Annotated in this window: 12 protein-coding genes and 2 pseudogenes; 5 read left to right on the top strand and 9 right to left on the bottom strand. The window is 56.0% G+C overall.

Annotation, left to right across the window (positions count from 1 at the left end; translation table 11 throughout):
• Nucleotides 1–314: 314 nt before the first annotated feature.
• The 4 genes and pseudogenes from N7E02_RS06815 to N7E02_RS06800 form a co-directional block, all read right to left on the bottom strand.
• Nucleotides 315–653, bottom strand: a pseudogene (locus N7E02_RS06815) (siroheme synthase CysG); the annotation flags it as partial.
• A 27-nt stretch (nucleotides 654–680) separates the two neighbouring features.
• Nucleotides 681–1,883, bottom strand: a complete 1,203-nt coding sequence (locus tag N7E02_RS06810; protein ID WP_286578577.1) for a pilus assembly protein TadG-related protein — start codon at nucleotides 1,881–1,883, stop codon at nucleotides 681–683.
• Nucleotides 1,884–1,939: 56 nt separating this feature from the next.
• Complete coding sequence (locus N7E02_RS06805) at nucleotides 1,940–2,623, bottom strand: EAL domain-containing protein (RefSeq protein WP_286578576.1); 684 nt, start codon at nucleotides 2,621–2,623, stop codon at nucleotides 1,940–1,942.
• Complete coding sequence (locus N7E02_RS06800) at nucleotides 2,610–3,113, bottom strand: response regulator (protein WP_286578575.1); 504 nt, start codon at nucleotides 3,111–3,113, stop codon at nucleotides 2,610–2,612. The genes N7E02_RS06805 and N7E02_RS06800 overlap by 14 nt, the downstream gene beginning before the upstream one ends.
• A gap of 147 nt (nucleotides 3,114–3,260) precedes the next feature.
• Here N7E02_RS06800 and N7E02_RS06795 point away from each other — a divergent pair, with 147 nt between their 5' ends.
• Complete coding sequence (locus N7E02_RS06795) at nucleotides 3,261–5,879, top strand: ATP-binding protein (protein WP_286578574.1); 2,619 nt, start codon at nucleotides 3,261–3,263, stop codon at nucleotides 5,877–5,879.
• Nucleotides 5,880–6,530: 651 nt separating this feature from the next.
• On the opposite strand, the gene N7E02_RS06790 is transcribed toward N7E02_RS06795, so the two are convergent.
• Both N7E02_RS06790 and N7E02_RS06785 read right to left on the bottom strand, forming a co-directional pair.
• Entirely contained in the window at nucleotides 6,531–6,770 is a 240-nt protein-coding gene (locus N7E02_RS06790; protein ID WP_286578573.1) for a hypothetical protein, read from the bottom strand.
• A 511-nt stretch (nucleotides 6,771–7,281) separates the two neighbouring features.
• Nucleotides 7,282–9,543 (bottom strand): methyl-accepting chemotaxis protein, encoded by a 2,262-nt coding sequence (locus tag N7E02_RS06785; RefSeq protein ID WP_286578572.1) that lies wholly within the window; start codon nucleotides 9,541–9,543, stop codon nucleotides 7,282–7,284.
• A 288-nt stretch (nucleotides 9,544–9,831) separates the two neighbouring features.
• Between N7E02_RS06785 and N7E02_RS06780 the strand changes: the two genes are divergently transcribed.
• The gene (locus N7E02_RS06780) at nucleotides 9,832–10,227 is read left to right on the top strand and encodes a DUF1236 domain-containing protein (RefSeq protein WP_286578571.1); all 396 of its coding nucleotides are present in this window, start codon (nucleotides 9,832–9,834) and stop codon (nucleotides 10,225–10,227) included.
• Nucleotides 10,228–10,378: 151 nt separating this feature from the next.
• Nucleotides 10,379–10,696, top strand: coding sequence for an ArsR/SmtB family transcription factor (locus N7E02_RS06775; protein WP_286578570.1), 318 nt, complete (start codon nucleotides 10,379–10,381; stop codon nucleotides 10,694–10,696).
• Between the two features lie 570 nt (nucleotides 10,697–11,266).
• Here the strand turns inward: N7E02_RS06775 and N7E02_RS06765 are convergent.
• The 3 genes and pseudogenes from N7E02_RS06765 to N7E02_RS06755 all read right to left on the bottom strand — a co-directional run bounded on the left by N7E02_RS06765 (nucleotide 11,267) and on the right by N7E02_RS06755 (nucleotide 13,914).
• A pseudogene (locus N7E02_RS06765) lies at nucleotides 11,267–12,660 on the bottom strand (putative bifunctional diguanylate cyclase/phosphodiesterase).
• A gap of 5 nt (nucleotides 12,661–12,665) precedes the next feature.
• A complete protein-coding gene (locus N7E02_RS06760; RefSeq protein ID WP_286578568.1) occupies nucleotides 12,666–13,397 on the bottom strand; it encodes a CHASE4 domain-containing protein in 732 nt (243 codons plus the stop codon).
• Between the two features lie 112 nt (nucleotides 13,398–13,509).
• Complete coding sequence (locus tag N7E02_RS06755; RefSeq protein WP_286578567.1) at nucleotides 13,510–13,914, bottom strand: response regulator; 405 nt, start codon at nucleotides 13,912–13,914, stop codon at nucleotides 13,510–13,512.
• Nucleotides 13,915–14,769: 855 nt separating this feature from the next.
• On the opposite strand from N7E02_RS06755, the gene N7E02_RS06750 reads away from it, so the two are divergent.
• Both N7E02_RS06750 and N7E02_RS06745 read left to right on the top strand, forming a co-directional pair.
• Entirely contained in the window at nucleotides 14,770–15,444 is a 675-nt protein-coding gene (locus tag N7E02_RS06750) for a universal stress protein (RefSeq protein ID WP_286578566.1), read from the top strand.
• Nucleotides 15,445–15,586: 142 nt separating this feature from the next.
• On the top strand, nucleotides 15,587–17,443 hold the full coding sequence (locus N7E02_RS06745) for a heavy metal translocating P-type ATPase (protein ID WP_374730624.1): 1,857 nt from the start codon (nucleotides 15,587–15,589) through the stop codon (nucleotides 17,441–17,443).
• Nucleotides 17,444–17,463: the final 20 nt, after the last annotated feature.

Genomic DNA, 17,463 nt, shown 5'->3' with positions numbered 1-17,463 from the left:
AACTTCGCATCGGCGATCTCGCGCAGTGGGCCGTCAGCTTCCCGCCCTCTACGGGCAAAGCTAGGACCAAGGGAAGAATGAACGGGCAGCGTTGACGTTGCTCGAAGAATTTCAAAGCGTTAGTTTTTCTTCATAGCAGGGTCGTCGGTTCGTATCCGTTCAAGGCGTACGACATGGCCGCCTGCAAATCAGCAGCTCTCGTCTTACTGGTGAATACGGCGCCGACCCCGACAAGAACGGGCCGATCAAATCCGATATTATACTTGCTTCGCCCAGCTTGCTCAAGCTGCCGGCCCATCGCCTTTCGTCATTTCGCGCTTGGCCTCGCGGCGCGCAAGTTCCAGGATCTCGTCTGAAACAAGGTCGTCGAACAGAATGACATCGGCAGCCTGAAAGACGCGGACGGCCTTCAGCGTCAGCAGTGCGGCGTCACCTAGGGCAGCGGTCCTGCGCGGATGTCGCAAGGTGCGCGGCTTCTTCAAGGTGACGGCCTCGCTTTTCGCATCCGCCGGCGACTGGAAGGCGCGGTCAACAAACCGTTCCCAGAAGGTCCGCCGTTGCGGACCGGTCGAAAGTCGATCGTTGATCGTTTTACGCAGTCGTTGAGCCATTTCCGCCCAGCCCTTCAGGGAAAGCGGCAGCAGCGTTTCGATTCAGCCGAGTTCCACCCCTTGATGCGATCAAAAAACCAGCTGAACGCTCGTTGCTTGCGGCCCCACGCCCTCTGGAACTGGGACAAGCGTTTTGTTGTAATCGGTGTTGAGGACCAAATTCGGCCCTTTGGACAGACGCAAGCGCCTTACGACTATTGCGGTATAGGCGGATGCATCTGCGACCTTATTATTGGCGTCTACAATGAGGTTCCCGTTGGCAAGATAGATTGTTCCGAGGAGCTTTCGGGCCTTGTTGCTAGTGATGACGAAGTCGGTTTCCGCAGATGATCTATCTTGAAAGGTAACGAGCCCTGCAAGAGGACCAGTCACAGGAGCTTCGATATCAACCTGAGAACTGCTGCCGAAAATCATTCCGGCGTTTTTGCCCGTGAAATAAAACCCGACGCCCTTGCCTTCGACGATTGAGCTTGACTCGATCACCAACGGACCATCTTTGATAATATAGACCCCGGGCTTCAAGGAAACCTGCGAAGCGGCTGTTATGCTAAGGCCTCCGCAATAAGTGCCGGGTTGAAGGGTGCCGATGTAGTGCTGGTATGCCGCGTCGGTTTCACGGCAAGGTCCGATAGAAGGCGCCGAGCGCGCCGCCAACGGATCGGCGACTTCAGGACAGTCTGTCAACGGTTTTTGATAGTTGTAGTTTCTGGACATCCCCGCAAAGCCGCCTGCTGAGCATGACAGTTGTGCAATAAGGCTGGCGTTTCCGGTCGAGGTAAGACCACTAGCGCTAACAGAATTGGAATAGACCGAACATTTCGGAGCAGAGACCACAGCATTTGTCTCTAACGAAACGGTAGCGTTGTCGGCTCTGTGGAGCCCGATGACGCAGATGTTCGTGGCGTTGTTGGTTCGTGCTGCCGAAGATACTCGGATCTGCGGGCTGCCGGCGAAATATCCAACCACGAAATAGGGATGGTGGTCCTGCTCGAGCGTCACCGTAACCTGCTTGTTTGTCGAATTTACCTCGACGTTCGCTTTGACGGTGCCTTCCGCTCCGGATCGTTTGTGTGCCTCAACGTACCCATTCACGATAGAAACTGCAGCTGCAATCGACCAGCCATTCAATGCTGCTTCCTTGGCTGCTCCAAGCGCTGCCGAGTCGGCGATGGCTTGAAGATCGGTCTTATGCCCCATGAACGCGCTCACATCGATCGCTCCGCCAGCAATGCCGATCAGCATGGGAGCGAGGATCCCGGTCATCATCGCCATATGACCACGTGTGCACTGCAGAAAGCAGCCTAAGCGGAGCCGAACCGGGACAAGCATCATGCGACCTGCGCCTCGGGGTGGGCAAGAAGGGCTGCAACCGCGTCCGCCGGTACTGGGCGAGAGAACAGGAATCCCTGCACCCGGTCGATGCCGGCGCGACGAACCTCGCTGAGTTCCTCAAGGGTTTCGACGCCTTCAGCGACAGAGATCAGTTCTAGGTCACGTGCGAGCCCTGCCACGGCGTGCAAGAACTTGCGGGTCACCTGATCACGTGGAGCGGCTTCAATGATCGAGCGGTCCACCTTGATTTCGGAAAACGGACAGAGCCGCAGGAGTTCGAAGCTTGATGCGCCCATACCGTAATCATCAAGCGACAGCTTGAAGCCGGCCATTCTCAATCGGGTGAGAGCTTCGACTAGGCGTGAGGGATCTTTAGGGAGCGACTTCTCGGTCACCTCAAAGCAGAGGTTACGCGGATCGAGCCCGAGGTCGACAACTGCTTCCTGAAGCTGCGCGACGACTTGCGGCTGTTCGACCACCGACGCATCGAAGTTGATAGAGACGTCCGGGCTGAGCTGGCTTGTGGGCCAATTTTGAAAATTCCTCATCACCTTCCCCGATATCTCCAGGGACACTGCCGTCAGATCCTCTAGGCTTTTGATGGAAGTGAATAGTTGCGCCGGGCCGTGGACGCGACCGTCGCGCGCGGTGAGACGAATGAGCGATTCAAACCCTGCCAACCGATTCTGTCGTCAAGTCATATTGAGGCTGAAAATACGGTGTCAACTCGAAGTCAGCGTCAACCAGAGTTCCCAGTCGCGACGCGACGGGTTTTGTAGCTGCCGATTTCGCCTTCATCAACATCTGGGAAACACCGTCTAGTGTTAGAGGCTTCCGCAAAGCTCCTAGAATAGAGATGCCCAGCATCTTTCCCATCGCTTCTGCAGACCGAAGAACTGACGGGCTCTCGCCGCTGGATATGACGATGTTGCCGGCAAACCCGGTTTCATGTGCGCCGCGCATAAAAGCAAGCCCGTCGACATCAGGCATGTTCAGATCCAGAAAAACGAGTTGCGTGTCGCGTGCGTCGCTCGCGAGAGCTTCAAGCCCTACACTGCCAGACGACGCTGTCCGCACCGTTCCCGATGTCAAGGTCGACAGGATGCTGGTCGCCACGACAGCGTACATTGGATCGTCGTCAACAATCAGGCAATTTATCTCGTGTGGCATGATAAGCCTCCTGTGCCCGAACAGACAGGAGAAACGATAAGGAGTCGTTACATTGGCCCCTACGAACCCGCACTAATCACCCGTAAGTGGTTGCTCATGTTGACCTTAGTCAAGGAATGGATGCGATATTCCTAAAAAGAGGATACCATGAAGCTTGAACGTCCAATCGCTGCGCGCATCACCCGTATTGTTCTTTCCGCTGTGGCTACCGGCATCAGCGTGAGCGTCGGCGTGTTTCTGGTATCAGATTTTCGGCAGGCGATGAGGGCGGAAGCATCTCGATATCAAAGCGCGGCGTTCGCATTTGCCGCCGCATCGAGCGATGGCGTGGCTGAGCGTGATGTCCGTAAAGTGCTTGAGGTCATCCGGGGCGTCCGCAATCTGCCAGAGGTGACCTATATCGCGGCATCGGATCAAGAGGATCGCGTCATTGCAGAAATAGGTGCAGGCGCTCGGTTAGTGAAGCAATCCGACTTCTGGTGGACAGTGCCGACAACGATCGAGGTCTTGGCCGACGTACAGAAGTCAGGCGCGCGGGTGGGTTCAGTCGTCATGCGTGCGGACGCTCACGGAGTGGTGGACCGCTACTTAAGCGCCGCATTCTATGCCGCCTTGCTGGGTGTCGTCCTCGTCGGGACAACGGCGATCATTGCGAGAAGACAAGTTGGGAAAGTTGTTCGGCCGCTGCAGGAATTGTCCGAGCAATTTATCGACATCGGTAAGCGCTCCGATCTCAGACGTCGATTGAAGAAGGAGCGCAATGACGAGGTCGGTGTGCTGGTCGACGCGTTTAACAAGATGTTTGGCCACATTGATGAGCGCGATCGTCAATTGCAACGTCACCGGGAAACCCTAGAAGAAACGGTCGAGGCACGAACTGTTGAGCTCCGCGTCGCCAAAGATGAGGCGGACGCGGCAAATGCGGCCAAGTCGACCTTCCTTGCAACGATGAGCCACGAGATCCGCACTCCGATGAACGGTATGATGGTGATGGCCGAGATGTTGTCGGCCGCGCCATTGTCGCCACGCCATCAGCGGTATGCCGAGATCATCACACGGTCCGGCAAGAACCTTGTGCATATCATCAACGATATCCTGGATTTCTCGAAAATCGAATCCGGCAGGATCGAGCTCGAGGAGATTGCGTTCTCTCTCGACGCCGTGATCGAGGATGTTGCTAGCCTGTTTGCGGAACGGGCGCGCGAAAAAGACTTATCACTTGGCATATACATCTCACCTGACGTGCCGATCACCGTGCTTGGTGACCCTGTTCGCCTGACCCAGGTCGTCAGCAATCTCGTGAATAATGGGTTGAAGTTTACCGAAGCTGGGGGTGTCTCAATTTCGGTGAAAATGGATACAGAGAGCGACCGCCTGACTATAGCGGTCGCGGACACAGGGATCGGCGTAGATCCAGACCAGGTCGGCAGGATCTTCACGCGCTTTTCTCAAGCGGATTCCAGCATCACCCGCAAGTTTGGTGGTACGGGCTTAGGCCTGTCGATATCCAAGCAACTTACCGAACTGATGGGTGGCGCGATTCACGTGGAGAGCCAAGTCGGAAGAGGCTCAGAGTTCATCGTCACAATTCCTGTCGAAACCATCGAACAAGCAAGCCCAGTCATGTCACACCGAGCCTTATCCGTTGCTCTTTATGATGACGATGGAGTATCGCGCAGAGCTGTTACGCAGGCGCTGGAAGCACGGGGCGTGCGCGTGGTCAACACGGCGAGCGAAGATTGCGACGCGATCTTGATCCGCTCAGGCGGCTCCTGTGACCTGTCCGATATCTCCTCAGCAGCGCCGGTTGTGCTACTACGCCCGTTTGCAGCCACCTCTGTTCCAATGCCGAGTGGCCTGAAGGTAGTCGCCGAGGTTCCACTTCCGGTCTCCCGAATGTTGATTGATCATCTATGTCGCGCTATGGAGGAGCGCAACCTTTCGAGCCTCAATCTTGCATCTCACAGCAGCACATTGAGCACGGTTCCTGATCTTCGGCACCTAAAGGCGCTTGCGGTCGATGACGTCGCAGTCAATCGCGAGGTTCTTGCCGAAGCCCTGAGAACATTCAATATTCAATGCGATCTTGCCGAAACCGGCTCCGAAGCGATCGCGCAGGTCCGCTCCAAAACTTATGACGTAATTTTCATGGATTGCTCGATGCCCGGCATGGACGGGTTTGAGGCCACTCGTGCAATTCGTGATCTTGAGATGGATGTAGGTCGTCGGCCCGCCGTTGTCGTGGCGTTGACAGGTCACGTCATGGGACGAGATGGCGGCGAGTGGAAAGATGCAGGAATGAATGGCTTTCTCTCGAAACCTTTCAGCATTGGACAGCTGACGGCGATATTGCGTGATCTCGATAACGTGGACCTTGGGCCGGAGGACGAGGCTGCGGACGACGAGCCACTCCTCTCGAGCGAGACCTTAACTATGTTCGACAGCATCCATGCAAGCACCGGGACAGATATCCGCAGTAAGGTCTTCACCATGTTCAGCGCCGAAGCTTTAGACGCATACCGACTGGCTATTGCGGAAATCCAAAGTCACGGAGACGATGCCAAACGTTTGGTCCACGTGTTGAAGTCCAACTGCACCAGTGCTGGCGCAGCTAAGGCGGGCTCGATCTGCCAGGAAATCGAGACGACCCTGGCATTAGGGGACACACCACCACAAGCTCGCTTGGAGGAACTCGAAAGAGTTCTCTTAGCGACCTTGGTTGCGATGCAAAGTATCGGGAGCACTATGGAAGTCTCTGCCGCGTGATTGCGGATGAGACACATCTTTAAGCTTGTTTCCTTCTTGGTGCAGCGTTGGGTTGCATGCCCAACTGACTCGATTTCCGAGGGTGATGGCTCGCATGACGCGAGTAGTACTGATGGTTGACCAAGGTAGCTTCTTCGCCGAGCTTGTCCCTAACTCAACACATATCAAGCTCTTGGCTGCGTGTGTTGCGGGCTCTGCGCCCAGCCGGTTGATCCCGAACATCGTTCGAACGAGGCGCTGGGGCCGTTACTCGAGGGCGAGGGGATGCAATCGCGCATTTCCAAGGGCTCGTCAGCCAGTCGGCCAGCAATGGATCGTTCGGATAAAATCAGCTGCGTGGCCGATACCGGTTGCTCTCGCGTAATTCGTCCGTGAGATCTTGTTTGCTCGCCACTTACAAATGAGTTTTCAGCGAGCAACGCTCCTGACTGACCTGGGCAGTTCGATGTAATCCACCTTCTCTCAGCGTTCGAAGCAGGCACTATTGCGACGAGGACAAAGCGGAATATCGGGGGTGTCCTACAGCGCGACGATCAAGCCTCGGAATTCCATGCGTGGCCGTAGGGATTTTGATCATGGCCATGTTTAAGGCGGATCGATCCAATGTTTGTTCCATATCCGCGGAGAGATGCGACCTTTGTTAGCCGCCTACTAAGCCCTTCGAGCGGCGCGATCAATCATGGCTGCGGCCAGCATTCCGAGCAGAAGCATCGCGGGAACTGCGACAACGGCAACCCACATACCGGTTTCTGTCGCGCCGAGGAATGCGGCGACAAGTGGCCCGACAAATGATCCAAGCAGGGCGGAAAGAACCGCGACCGTGGCCCCTGCTCTTAACCCGACCAACAACATTCCGCTGATAGCAATAAGATAAACCATGCTCCACACCATTTGGGTACCTCCGGCCCTATCCATGCCGGAAACAGTTTGGTAAAAAGTGAATTTGGTGGTGCTTTTGCAGTCTACGAAGCAAATTGAGCGCGTGATTCTGCGCGCAGTGTGCCGATCCCTCGTCGCGATTACCAGAAAGTTGGGGGCATCATCGGATAAAACGCTCGGAGGAGAGCCTAGGGGGCGGCCCGGTCTGCGATCAATCGTCCCGAACAGCGGCATCACAGCGCCCGTCGATGTATTTTTATTCTCTGTCCGTTCAGACCGCACTTCGACGAATGTTAGTCTCTTGCGATGAGGAAACTGCGCGCTAGGCGCAGAGATGTGCGCCGGGCCGAAGTCTTTCCGGGAGCCTTGCCAACCGCTGCCACCGGAATTGGTGTGAGATCGCATGGTGGGTGGTTCGCATCCAACTAAGACTGATGACGGGTAGAGAACAGCTCTTCTGCCTTGACCGATGGGGACGGAACGTCTTCCAGCCATTGGAAACCTCAGTTCTATTCGAAGATGGTCAAAATTCTTCCCAGCTATCGGCGGCGGCTGCCGTGGCCGCACCGCCGCCACCGGTGAAGGCCTTTGCGATCTTGCCGACCATGCCGCGCGACGGCGAGGCTTTTGGTGTGGAGCGAGAAGAAGCGGCCATAACGGCGGCGGTCTGGCGCAGGGCCGATGCCGGATTTGTCGAGGCGGCATTTTGGCCGAGCTGGAACTGGCTGATCAGTTCGCGCAGGCGTCCAGCCTCAGTTGCCAGCGTTGCGCCGGCTGCATTGGCTTCTTCCACCATAGCCGCGTTCTGCTGGGTCACCTGATCCATCTGGTTGACGGCGGTGTTGACTTCCGACAAGCCGACCGATTGCTCGCGTGAAGATGTGGCGATCGAGTCCATATGCTGGTTGATTGTGATGATGTGCGCTTCGATCATACGCAGTGACTCGCCGGTATCCTTGACCAGCTTGACGCCAGTTCCGACTTCGACAGAGGACTTGCCGATCAGTTCCTTGATTTCTTTGGCAGCCTTAGCGGAACGCTGAGCGAGCTCGCGCACTTCCTGGGCCACAACTGCAAAACCCTTGCCGGCCTCGCCAGCGCGGGCGGCCTCGACACCGGCGTTGAGAGCAAGCAGGTTGGTCTGGAAGGCGATGTCATCGATAACGCCGATTATGTTTGTAATCTGGCCTGACGATTCCTCGATACGGCCCATGGCCTGCACAGCATTGGCAACGACGGCACCCGACTGGCGAGCGCTTTCATTGGCCTGGATTGCCACCGTGCGTGCCTCTTCGGCGCGCTTTGAGGAATTGGAGACGTTGACAGTGATCTGATCGAGGGCGGCAGCTGTTTCTTCCAGAGAGGCGGCCTGCTGTTCGGTACGCTTGGAAAGGTCATCGGCGCTCTGGCTGACTTCGCGCGAACCGCTGTCGATCGAGTTTGTAGCCTGCGAAACTGAGCCCAAAGTGTCGCGCAGTTGTTCTACGGTGGAATTGAAATCTGCGCGAAGGTTTTCGAAATCGGTGGCGAACGGACGGTTGAGCTGGAAGGTTAGGTCACCAGAAGACAAGTGTTTGAGACCGGTTGCGAGACCGTTAGTAGCTTCCGCCATCTGCTCGGTGCGGGTACGCGCTTCCTCGGTGTTGAGGCGGCGCTGTTCCTCGGTCAGGTTGCGCTGCTCGTCGGCCTGGCGCTCTAGTTCCTTCGTTTTAAGCGCGTTTTCCTTGAACACCTGTACAGCGCGCGCCATGGCTCCGGTTTCATCCAGGCGGTCTTCACCCTCAATCTTGGTAGTAAGGTCGCCTGAAGCCAGGCGCCCCATCGTCGACGTCAGTCGGCCGATAGCATTACCGAGCGATTTGGCGAACAGAAAGAACGCAGTCAGAGCAAGTAGCGAAATGACGAGGGTGATGCCGAGCATGGTCCAAAGCGAGGCACGGGCAGCCGCAAGAATGTCAGTCGCATCCGTTCCCACTTCGATTACCCCGATTTTCTCACCGGCGAACGAGCTCAATGGAACCGCTTTGATAAACATTTCACGACCGTCAAGAATGTCTGGTTCGAAAACCGGTTTGTCGTCGAGAGCCTTTTGCAGCAAGGAGGTTTCAAGAAAAGCTTGGTTACCGTCGGTAGAAGACTGATTGACGATGTTGCCATCCTGAAGCACGTTGACCGATATCTCCGCGCCCAGCCGCTCTGCCAAAGGTGCGAAATAGGGGTTTGACAATTCGGTTCCAATATCAATTACGCCAACGACCCGGCTATCAACAACGACGGGGGCGACCGCATACATACCGATTCCAGTCCTGCCAGATTCAATACCCGCCGATAGTTTGCCGGATGCAATGGCAGATGCGACCGTCTTGCGGCGACCCAGATAGTTGTCCCCAAACTTGTCGGGTGCGTGCATGCGGGCGACAACGTTGCCTTTCGCATCCGCGATTGTGACGAGCTGCAAACCGCCGGCCTGTGCCATCAGAGTAAGATTCTTCGACAGCTTGTTGACCAAACCCTGGCGGTCACTGCTAGCGATCAGTCCAGGCATATCAGGTTCACCTGCGAGGACCAGAGCCAATGCCGATGCAGACCTTTGAATAGCATCCATGTCCGTCTGGATGACTTGCAAGTCGCTAGCTGCTTTGCTGTAGAGCGCCTTATCGTTTATTGTTCGCTGCTCGTACCAAGCCACCCCGCCAATGGCAGCGCTGGTGAACAGCACCGCGCCGCATCCGTAAAGTGTAATCTTGCGCCAAAGGGGCTTGGTTACGGTCGAGGTCGCAGTCATGGTTCATTTGCTCGCGTTGCTTTGGCAATGAGTGTTAAATGAGAAAGCTGAATTTTAGCTAAATGCGATCCGCGGGCGCCGCAGTTTTTACTTTCATCCGTGATGCCGCAACTATTTGGCGAGCAACGATGTAGCCGTGCGGGCTTTGGAATCGCGGCCAAAGAGGGTGGGATTTTGCGCAGTTGAGTCAGGGCCTCCTCCGCCGGATGGGGCGACATCTTCAGTCCGGAACGAATGCGGTCTGTCCGCGTTCTTGACGCGCGTAATTAGACGCAATGGGAGGTTCAAATGTCAATCAAACATGCAGTACTGGTCGGCTCCTGTCTGGTCATGGCGAGCTCCGCGCTCGCTCAGAATTCCACAGTCAACGGTGCCGCCGGCGGCGCGGTTACGGGCGCCATCGTCGGCGGACCTGTTGGTGCTGCTGTAGGGGGTGTAGTTGGAGCAATTGCCGGAACCGCGATTGACCCGCCCCCGCAGCGCGTCGTGACCTACGTTCGCGAAGCGCCAGTGCCGACGGAGCGCGTCATCGTTCAGGAACGGGTGGTTGTGGGCGAGCCGCTGCCTCAGACCGTCGTGGTACAGCAGGTCCCAGAAAATCCAAACTATGGATATGCTCTCGTCAACGACCGCCGGGTCATTGTTGAACCGCAGTCCCGCCGTGTAGTTCAGGTCATCGAGTGAGTGAGCGAAGTGGCCGGCAAGCCAGCCAGTCGGCCCATTCCATTAGACTGTACGCTTTCGGGCACAAAGTCATCATTTAGATATTCGAAATTCCATATATATAGGTTTTCTGACGCTCGAATCTATCCAGCGCAAATGTCGACGGGATCCTATGAACGCTCAGTTTTCCTTCTCGCCCAGCTCTGCTGCCGATTTTATTGCGCTTCTTGCTCATCCCAAGCGCCTTCAGGTGCTCGAGCTCGTTACCCAACGCGAATGGGATGTGACGTCGTTGGCGGAAAAAGTGAGTCTAAGCCAGTCCGCATTGTCACAGCACTTGAAGAAGTTACGCGATGGCAAACTTGTCATGACGCGACGTGAGGCCCAGACGGTCTACTATTCGTGTTCATCGGCCGCGGTAGCGGTTGTCCTGCGTGCCCTAATTGAGTTGTTCGCAAAAACGGGAACTGTCGAAGAGATGATATCGTAACGTCGACGTACGACTGTCGACCTATATGGGCAGTGACGCGTCCTACTCCGCAGCATGGAGGCGCACAATTGTCGCGGGCCGCTCTATAAGAGAGAGTAGTTCGAAATCGTCTATCATGAAATGCTGATCGGAGCCAGGGACTGCCAGTGTCCAGTTTTCCTGGCTCTCACCGAACACAGTTGAAACTTCCACGACAGTGATCCGCCCGTGGTCATATCTGTCGGAACGAGCCCAATAAAGTTGGTGCGGAAGAATATGATTCATGGCGCGACACCTCAACGCCGCAAGCCTACGGGGAACCCGAGGGCTAAGATATAGGGTTTGAGCATTTAGTCGCTTCTCTCCCCAACTTATGGTGCACAGCAAGCATCGATATTTTTCGAAACTGGGCGGCGTGAAGAGATGTTGAACGCATGGCCACGGTCTGTGGAACCGGTTCTGCGGACAAAGGCCCCTGTCTTTAACAAAACGACCGAACACTTCGGGCATCCTCAGGGTCCTCCTCCTGACGGCCTACATGATCGGTCTTCTATTGGCGATCACGTAAAAATACATAAGGCAGGTGAGCGATCAACCTGTCTGGGACGCTGTTTTCAAACGAGCCATGACGACGTGACGAGGCAGAGGCATCGAGAGGTGAAAGCCTTGGAGGTTATCGCAGCCGAGTGACCTGAGTTGCTCTTGCTGTTCGGCGGTTTCAACTCCCTCAGCCGTAATCAGCAGTCCTTTAGCCTGTGCCATCTTGATGATGGCGGCGACGAGGGCTCGGCTGTCCGGTCGATGCATGTCATCAATGAAGGATTTGTCGATTTTCACTCGGTCCACATCGAAGTTCTGGACTCTGGAGAAGGTTGAATAGCCGGTACCGAAATCGTCGATCGCTATTTTGACGCCAGCTCGGCGCAACATCATGATGCTTCGGTCGAGCTGAATATTGTCACCAATGGACAAGCTCTCAGTGAGCTCAATCTCTAGCCGCTCGGGCTTCAGCTGGCACTTCGCAAGAGCGCTCAGAACGCGCAACGGATACGACGCTGATTCAAGCTCACGTGCCGAAGCATTGATGGAAACTGTGATGGAGGGAGTTCCGCAAGAACGCTGCACGCATCCTGAAGGACGACTGCGCCGATTTCCTGAATAAGTCCTGTCTCTTCTGCGATGGGAATAAACTCATCGGGGCAGATGTGTCCTCGCAGGGGATGCTTCCACCGAACAAGTGCTTCGAGTGAGCATGGTCCGGCGCCATCCGCTGTGTAGACAGGCTGGTAATAGACCTCCATCTGGTCACGAGCTTCAAGAGCGACGCGGAGATCCTGCTCGAGCGCTCGGCGGTCGCGGAGAAGTTGGTCCATGTGGTCGCCGAAGATGGCATATCTGTTTCTGCCAGCAGCTTTGGCATGGTATAGCGCGATGTCCGCTTGCCGAGTAAGTTCTATGTGTTCGACTGTGCCAGACGAGCATGCCACCCCGATGCTTGCTCCAATTGCTACATGGATGCCGTCAATCTCGAACGGACTTTTGAGGCAGGCGATTATGTCGTCGGAAATTTGTGCTGCTTCGTCGGTGTATTTTCCCTGGAGATGGATGGTGAACTCATCTCCGCCGATCCGGGCAATCATAGCGGAGGGTAGGAGGCTCTTCATCCTTGAGGCAGCCATAGCGATCAATTTGTCGCCCACCGGATGTCCAAAGGTGTCGTTGACTTGCTTGAAACGATCGAGGTCAACAAACAGCACGCAGTGTTGCTCACTTGCCGGCGCGGACCGTATTCGTGCTTCCAACTCCTCATTGAAAAAGGCTCGGTTGGCTAGGCCGGTTAGACTGTCATGGCGAGCCTGGTGCCTCAAAGCGGCCTGGCTAGACGCCAGGTAAGCCGTTCGCCGGGTAATGGCTCCGCCCGCCAGACTTGAAGCAGCAAAGACAACAATCAGCGCTACGCCAAGTGCGGGAGATGTAGATCTCACCACACTTAATCCAGGGCGGAACGGCTCCCAATGGAAGTAGCCAATGACGGCACCATCCCGCGCACGGAGAGGTACAAAAGAAAGATCTTTTTGCGTTGGTTGCTGCAGGCTGAATGCAAGCGAGGCGAATTGATACTCCATGCCGATTGAAGCCGGCAAGTCTCCATCAAGGAAACGAACAGCAACATGGAGATTTTCTTCCCCGGTTGCTGCTCAATCTCACCGGTGTCAGAGACGATTGGTTTTACGCTCACAATTGCCGGCCTAACGCCGACGTAAACGAGGTCCGCCTCACCGATCGATAACACACTGTCGCTGGTGCCTGCAGCATCGCTTAAGATAAGGCGCTGCTGAAGTCGGCGAGCTAGTGGTAGGTAAGCTGTTGCAAGCTCGTCCGTACGCGGCGGATGATCTTCCCCGGCAACAAACTGGTATAGTGGTTTTAGATCCTTGCCGAGTACGATTGCGGCGTCATGCTGAAAATAGGTGTGCATCCAGACGCCCAGATTAGCATCCAGCCAGGGGACATCGCGCTGCACTGAGTTGCGAACCGCATCATCCCATACAGTCGCACTTTCCTGATCGTGGGCCACCGACGCCCTGAGCTTGCCGACCGTGAGGAGGACGAGGTCCTTTTGACGTCCAGCGGCGATGGTGTCGGCTTTTTCAGCTGCCCATTGCAATGTGAAGAAAAGCAATCCGCAGATCAGAACAGAAAGGAAGGAGGGAGTGCCCAACGTAGGAACCACTGTGACTGAAGATATTTCATGCTGCCGAACCTGCTTTATTTCGGCACACTATAAAATAGCGACTGTTAAAATGACCGGAAAGGAGATGGTTACGTCGGTATTAAGGTGAATGTCGCGGCGACACACAGTCTGCGGAGGTTGTCAGCGCTGCGCGGTGAATGGCCACGCGTAGCGCGCAGGATGAGGCGGGTTTAGACACCCATTCAAGGTCGGCAAATAGCTCATGATCGACACCGGGGGTGAAATCATTCCCGGAATAGACGATTGTCGGCGTGTTGCTGGCTTTCAATTTGGCAGCGACGACCTCACTGGTCATAGTCTTGAGCCTCAAGTCGATTATAGCAACTGCCGGTTCATTGCCTTCCAGCCAGGCGATAGCTTCGGATGCCGTGGAAAAGCTGACAATCTCAGAAAAGCCAAGGGACAAAAGCACCTCTTCAATGTCGAGGACGATGAAGAGCTCGTCCTCTAAAATCAGCGCTGTTGTTTTATTGTCTCTAGCCATGAAACTGCGTACCAAATTCAAGATTGGAATCAATCTAAAAGCATGCCATCACGCTGCTGGCGGCGTTTTTTAGGGCACATCATGAGACGGCAATCACTCAGGTGGCTACTGCCACCGAATAGCGACCGGTGGATCGGCCTGAATTCAAGCGTCGAGGTGGCTCACGTTTGGCCGGATGGTATTGTTGGGAATCAGGTCGAGCAATGGAATTGGATGTTGCTTGCTGACCGCAGGGGTGGACATGTTCCGGGCACTGGGGACGATGATCGTGATCTTTACGCAGCACAGGACTGTGCCTCCCGAATGTATTTCGAGGGCCCCAATTGAGGTCGGCGGGTGTTTGCTCTTCTAAACCGACTAAATGCGCTGTTAAAAATCGCGACTCGGTATGTGGAGGCTCTGCTATGGAGCCGATGTGTAGGGGTCATCGGGCTCAGTTGCTCGCAGACAAACGCCGAGGCTCGGAAGAATGCCGCTTTGCAGGAGATCGCTCCGGCTCTTTAGATCTGAACCCGTGACCAGATCTACCTCGAGGTGACGTTAGACAATTACGATCCGGATGGCGATCGAAAGGAAACGGCCACCCGATGCACAATAAGCATCTCGACGACATGACATACATCATCTCGCGCTTCTAATTTAGCCGTTAGATCTATCCAGTAAGTTGATTGCTACAGGCGGGATCAGAGCAAAGGGAGGGCAGACATGTCAAAAAAATGCGTCCTGGCTATAATTGGGCTGGATCAAGGCGACGACGATTTGGTCGCCGTCTCGAGAATGGCAAGCGATGCCGGGGCGGAACTAGGGGCCATCCTGGTTTCCGTTATCCCACCTCCCTTGATCGGAGGCCCAGGGTTGGCCGGTGACAGTCCCTTCACCTTAATCTGGGAGGAATATAACCGCCTGGAGCGTCAAGCCAGCGCTCTGAAACCAGTGCTGAAAGCTCGCGGTTTGGACGGGGATATTAAGCCGGTTTTCTGTACCTCGGGGGATATTTCGCGCCAAGTCGCCATCCATGCCAATTCCGCGGATATCACAGTTATCGGTGGCGCCATGACAAGCGATCCTCAACTTACTAGGCGAATAGTCGACGGTGTGTTGTTTCGTTCTTCATCACCCTTGATGCTTCTTCCCAAAAGAAAGGATGGCACCCTTCGACCAAAACGGATCGTCGTCGGTTGGGATGGCCGGCGCGAGGCTTGGATCGCAGTGCGGTCATCAATCAACTTCCTTCAAGACGCGCACCAGGTTCATTTGGCAATTGCTGGGCTTGATGGTGAAGCCGTGGAGGAAGATGGGGGTGATGTCGGGGCCTTCCTGTCACGTCATGGCGTGGGGTTCGTTATCGATCGGCTGCTGAGTGAACACAGCGATCCGGCCATTGTCCTGCAGCGGCATGCAGAAAGCATCGATGCAGATCTGATCGTGATGGGAGCCTACGGTCATTCACGCTTGGGGGAACGCATTTTGGGAGGCACGACGGAAACGATACTCCGACAACCTTTGATCCCAGTGTTGCTAGCGCGGTAGCTGGATGCAAAGCTGCTGTGAAAAGGGATTTTTGCCCACCACTTGGCCTACGATCAAAGGCCGTTTCGGTGCGCAAATTGCGGCGGGCCATTGAGCAAGATCGCTGAAGTCAGGACGATAGTGGCGTTGATCGAGGTTTCGGATGAGAGCGTTGCCCGGTGTTGCGATGGAAGGATATCGCGTCGCGTTCCTAGTGACGGTGGCGGCTGCGGGCTTGGTTATCGGGCTTCTCGGCCACTATTTTCGTCTCTCTGACTTGCCCCCTGTTGCATGGTCTTTGGCATCTGGTGTGGTGATCGCTGCGCTTGCGGCACAGGTAATTCAGGCGTTACGGGACGGAAAGTTCGGCCTCGATGTTGTAGCCCTGATCTCTATGTCCGCTGCTCTTGTCTTTGGCGAATATCTGGCCGCAAACGTTGTGGCTTTAATGTATGCAGGCGGCCAGTGGCTGGAGGATCTTGCCCAACAACGGGCCAGACGGGAGATGAGCGCCCTCTTGAGGCGGGTCGCGCGAACCGGAATGCGATATCGAGGCGATACGCTTGAGGAGGTGGCACTCGGCGACGTCCATCCGGGGGACAGGCTGTTAATCCGGGAGGGTGAAGTGCTGCCGCTCGATGGCCGCATCGCGAGCGATGTTGCCGTTCTGGATCTGTCTGCGCTCACGGGCGAGTCGCTACCCCAAAACTTGGGCAGGGGTGAGGAGGCACTAAGCGGATCGACCTGCGTCGGCCCGGCCTTCGATCTGATCGCGAGCAGGCAGGCATCCGAGAGTGCTTATGCCACCATCCTGCGCCTCGTGCGATCGGCACAGGACAGCAAGGCGCCCATGTCGCGTCTGGCCGACAGATATGCAATCGGCTTCTTGATGCTCACGCTCGCAACTGCCTCCGCGACGTGGTGGTGGAGCGAGGACACAACGCGGGTTGTCGCAGTGCTTGTCGTGGCAACGCCGTGTCCCCTCATCCTTGCCGTCCCGATCGCATTTATCGCTGGAATGTCGCGCGCATCTCGGATCGGTGTGCTGATCAAGGGCAGCGAGGCTTTAGAGACGCTGGCAGGCGTTCGCACCGTCGTACTGGATAAGACCGGCACGATAACCTCCGGTCAGGCGAAATTAATGGGAACAAAGGCACGGAATGGTGTGACTGAACAAGACCTGCTCACATATGCTGCGAGTCTCGACCAGGCCTCCGCCCATGTGACGGCGACCGCGCTGATCCGTGAAGCGACGGATCAAGGACTGGCTCTCGTCCCTCCGAGCAATGTCGATGAGACACCGGGCTCAGGTTTGGAGGGGCGCGTGGCGGGCCGAAGCGTGATCGTTGGTAGCACCGGTTTTGTGCGCGAGCGTTGCTCTGTCTCGGATGGTGACAACATGGACGAGATGGGGGAAGCTGGCGATCTACCGAACACGATGACAGTAGCCGTTGGTATGGACGGTAAATTTGCCGGCGTCCTGAGTTTTGCGGACCAATTGCGGCCGGATGCAGTCAGCGTCCTCGAAAGTTTACGGGCCTCAGGAATCGACAGGATCATATTGGCGTCCGGCGACCACAGCATCGTTGCAGAAAGCATGGGAAAAGCTGTCGGAGCTGATTTGGCCCTCGGGGACTTGTCGCCTGAGGCCAAGGTGAAGATTGTGCGGGGCGAGCGGCACCGCGGTCCTGTGATGATGGTGGGTGATGGAATCAACGACGCTCCAGCGCTCGCAGCCGCCGATGTGGGCGTCGCGATGGGAGCTCGAGGCAGCGCGTCCTCGTCTGAGGTTGCGAGTGTCGTTCTCATGGTCGACGAACTCAAGGCACTTGCCAAAGCAATGACAATTGCGCGTCGGAGCAGGAGGATTGCGCTCGAAAGTGCAGTCGCAGGGCTGGGACTATCCATTACGGCGATGATCGTCGCCGCGTTCGGATATCTTTCACCGGTGCAGGGAGCGCTCTTACAGGAAGGTATCGACCTGGCCGTAATCCTGAATGCCCTGAGGGCGCTACGGTAAACCGCGACCGATGTTGCTCG

It is taken from the genome of Terrirhizobium terrae (genome assembly GCF_030323265.1).
Taxonomy (GTDB): Bacteria; Pseudomonadota; Alphaproteobacteria; order Rhizobiales; family Rhizobiaceae; genus Neorhizobium.
The sequence above is the reverse complement of the archived record's forward strand: the minus strand, read 5'-3'. Positions and strand labels throughout refer to the sequence as shown.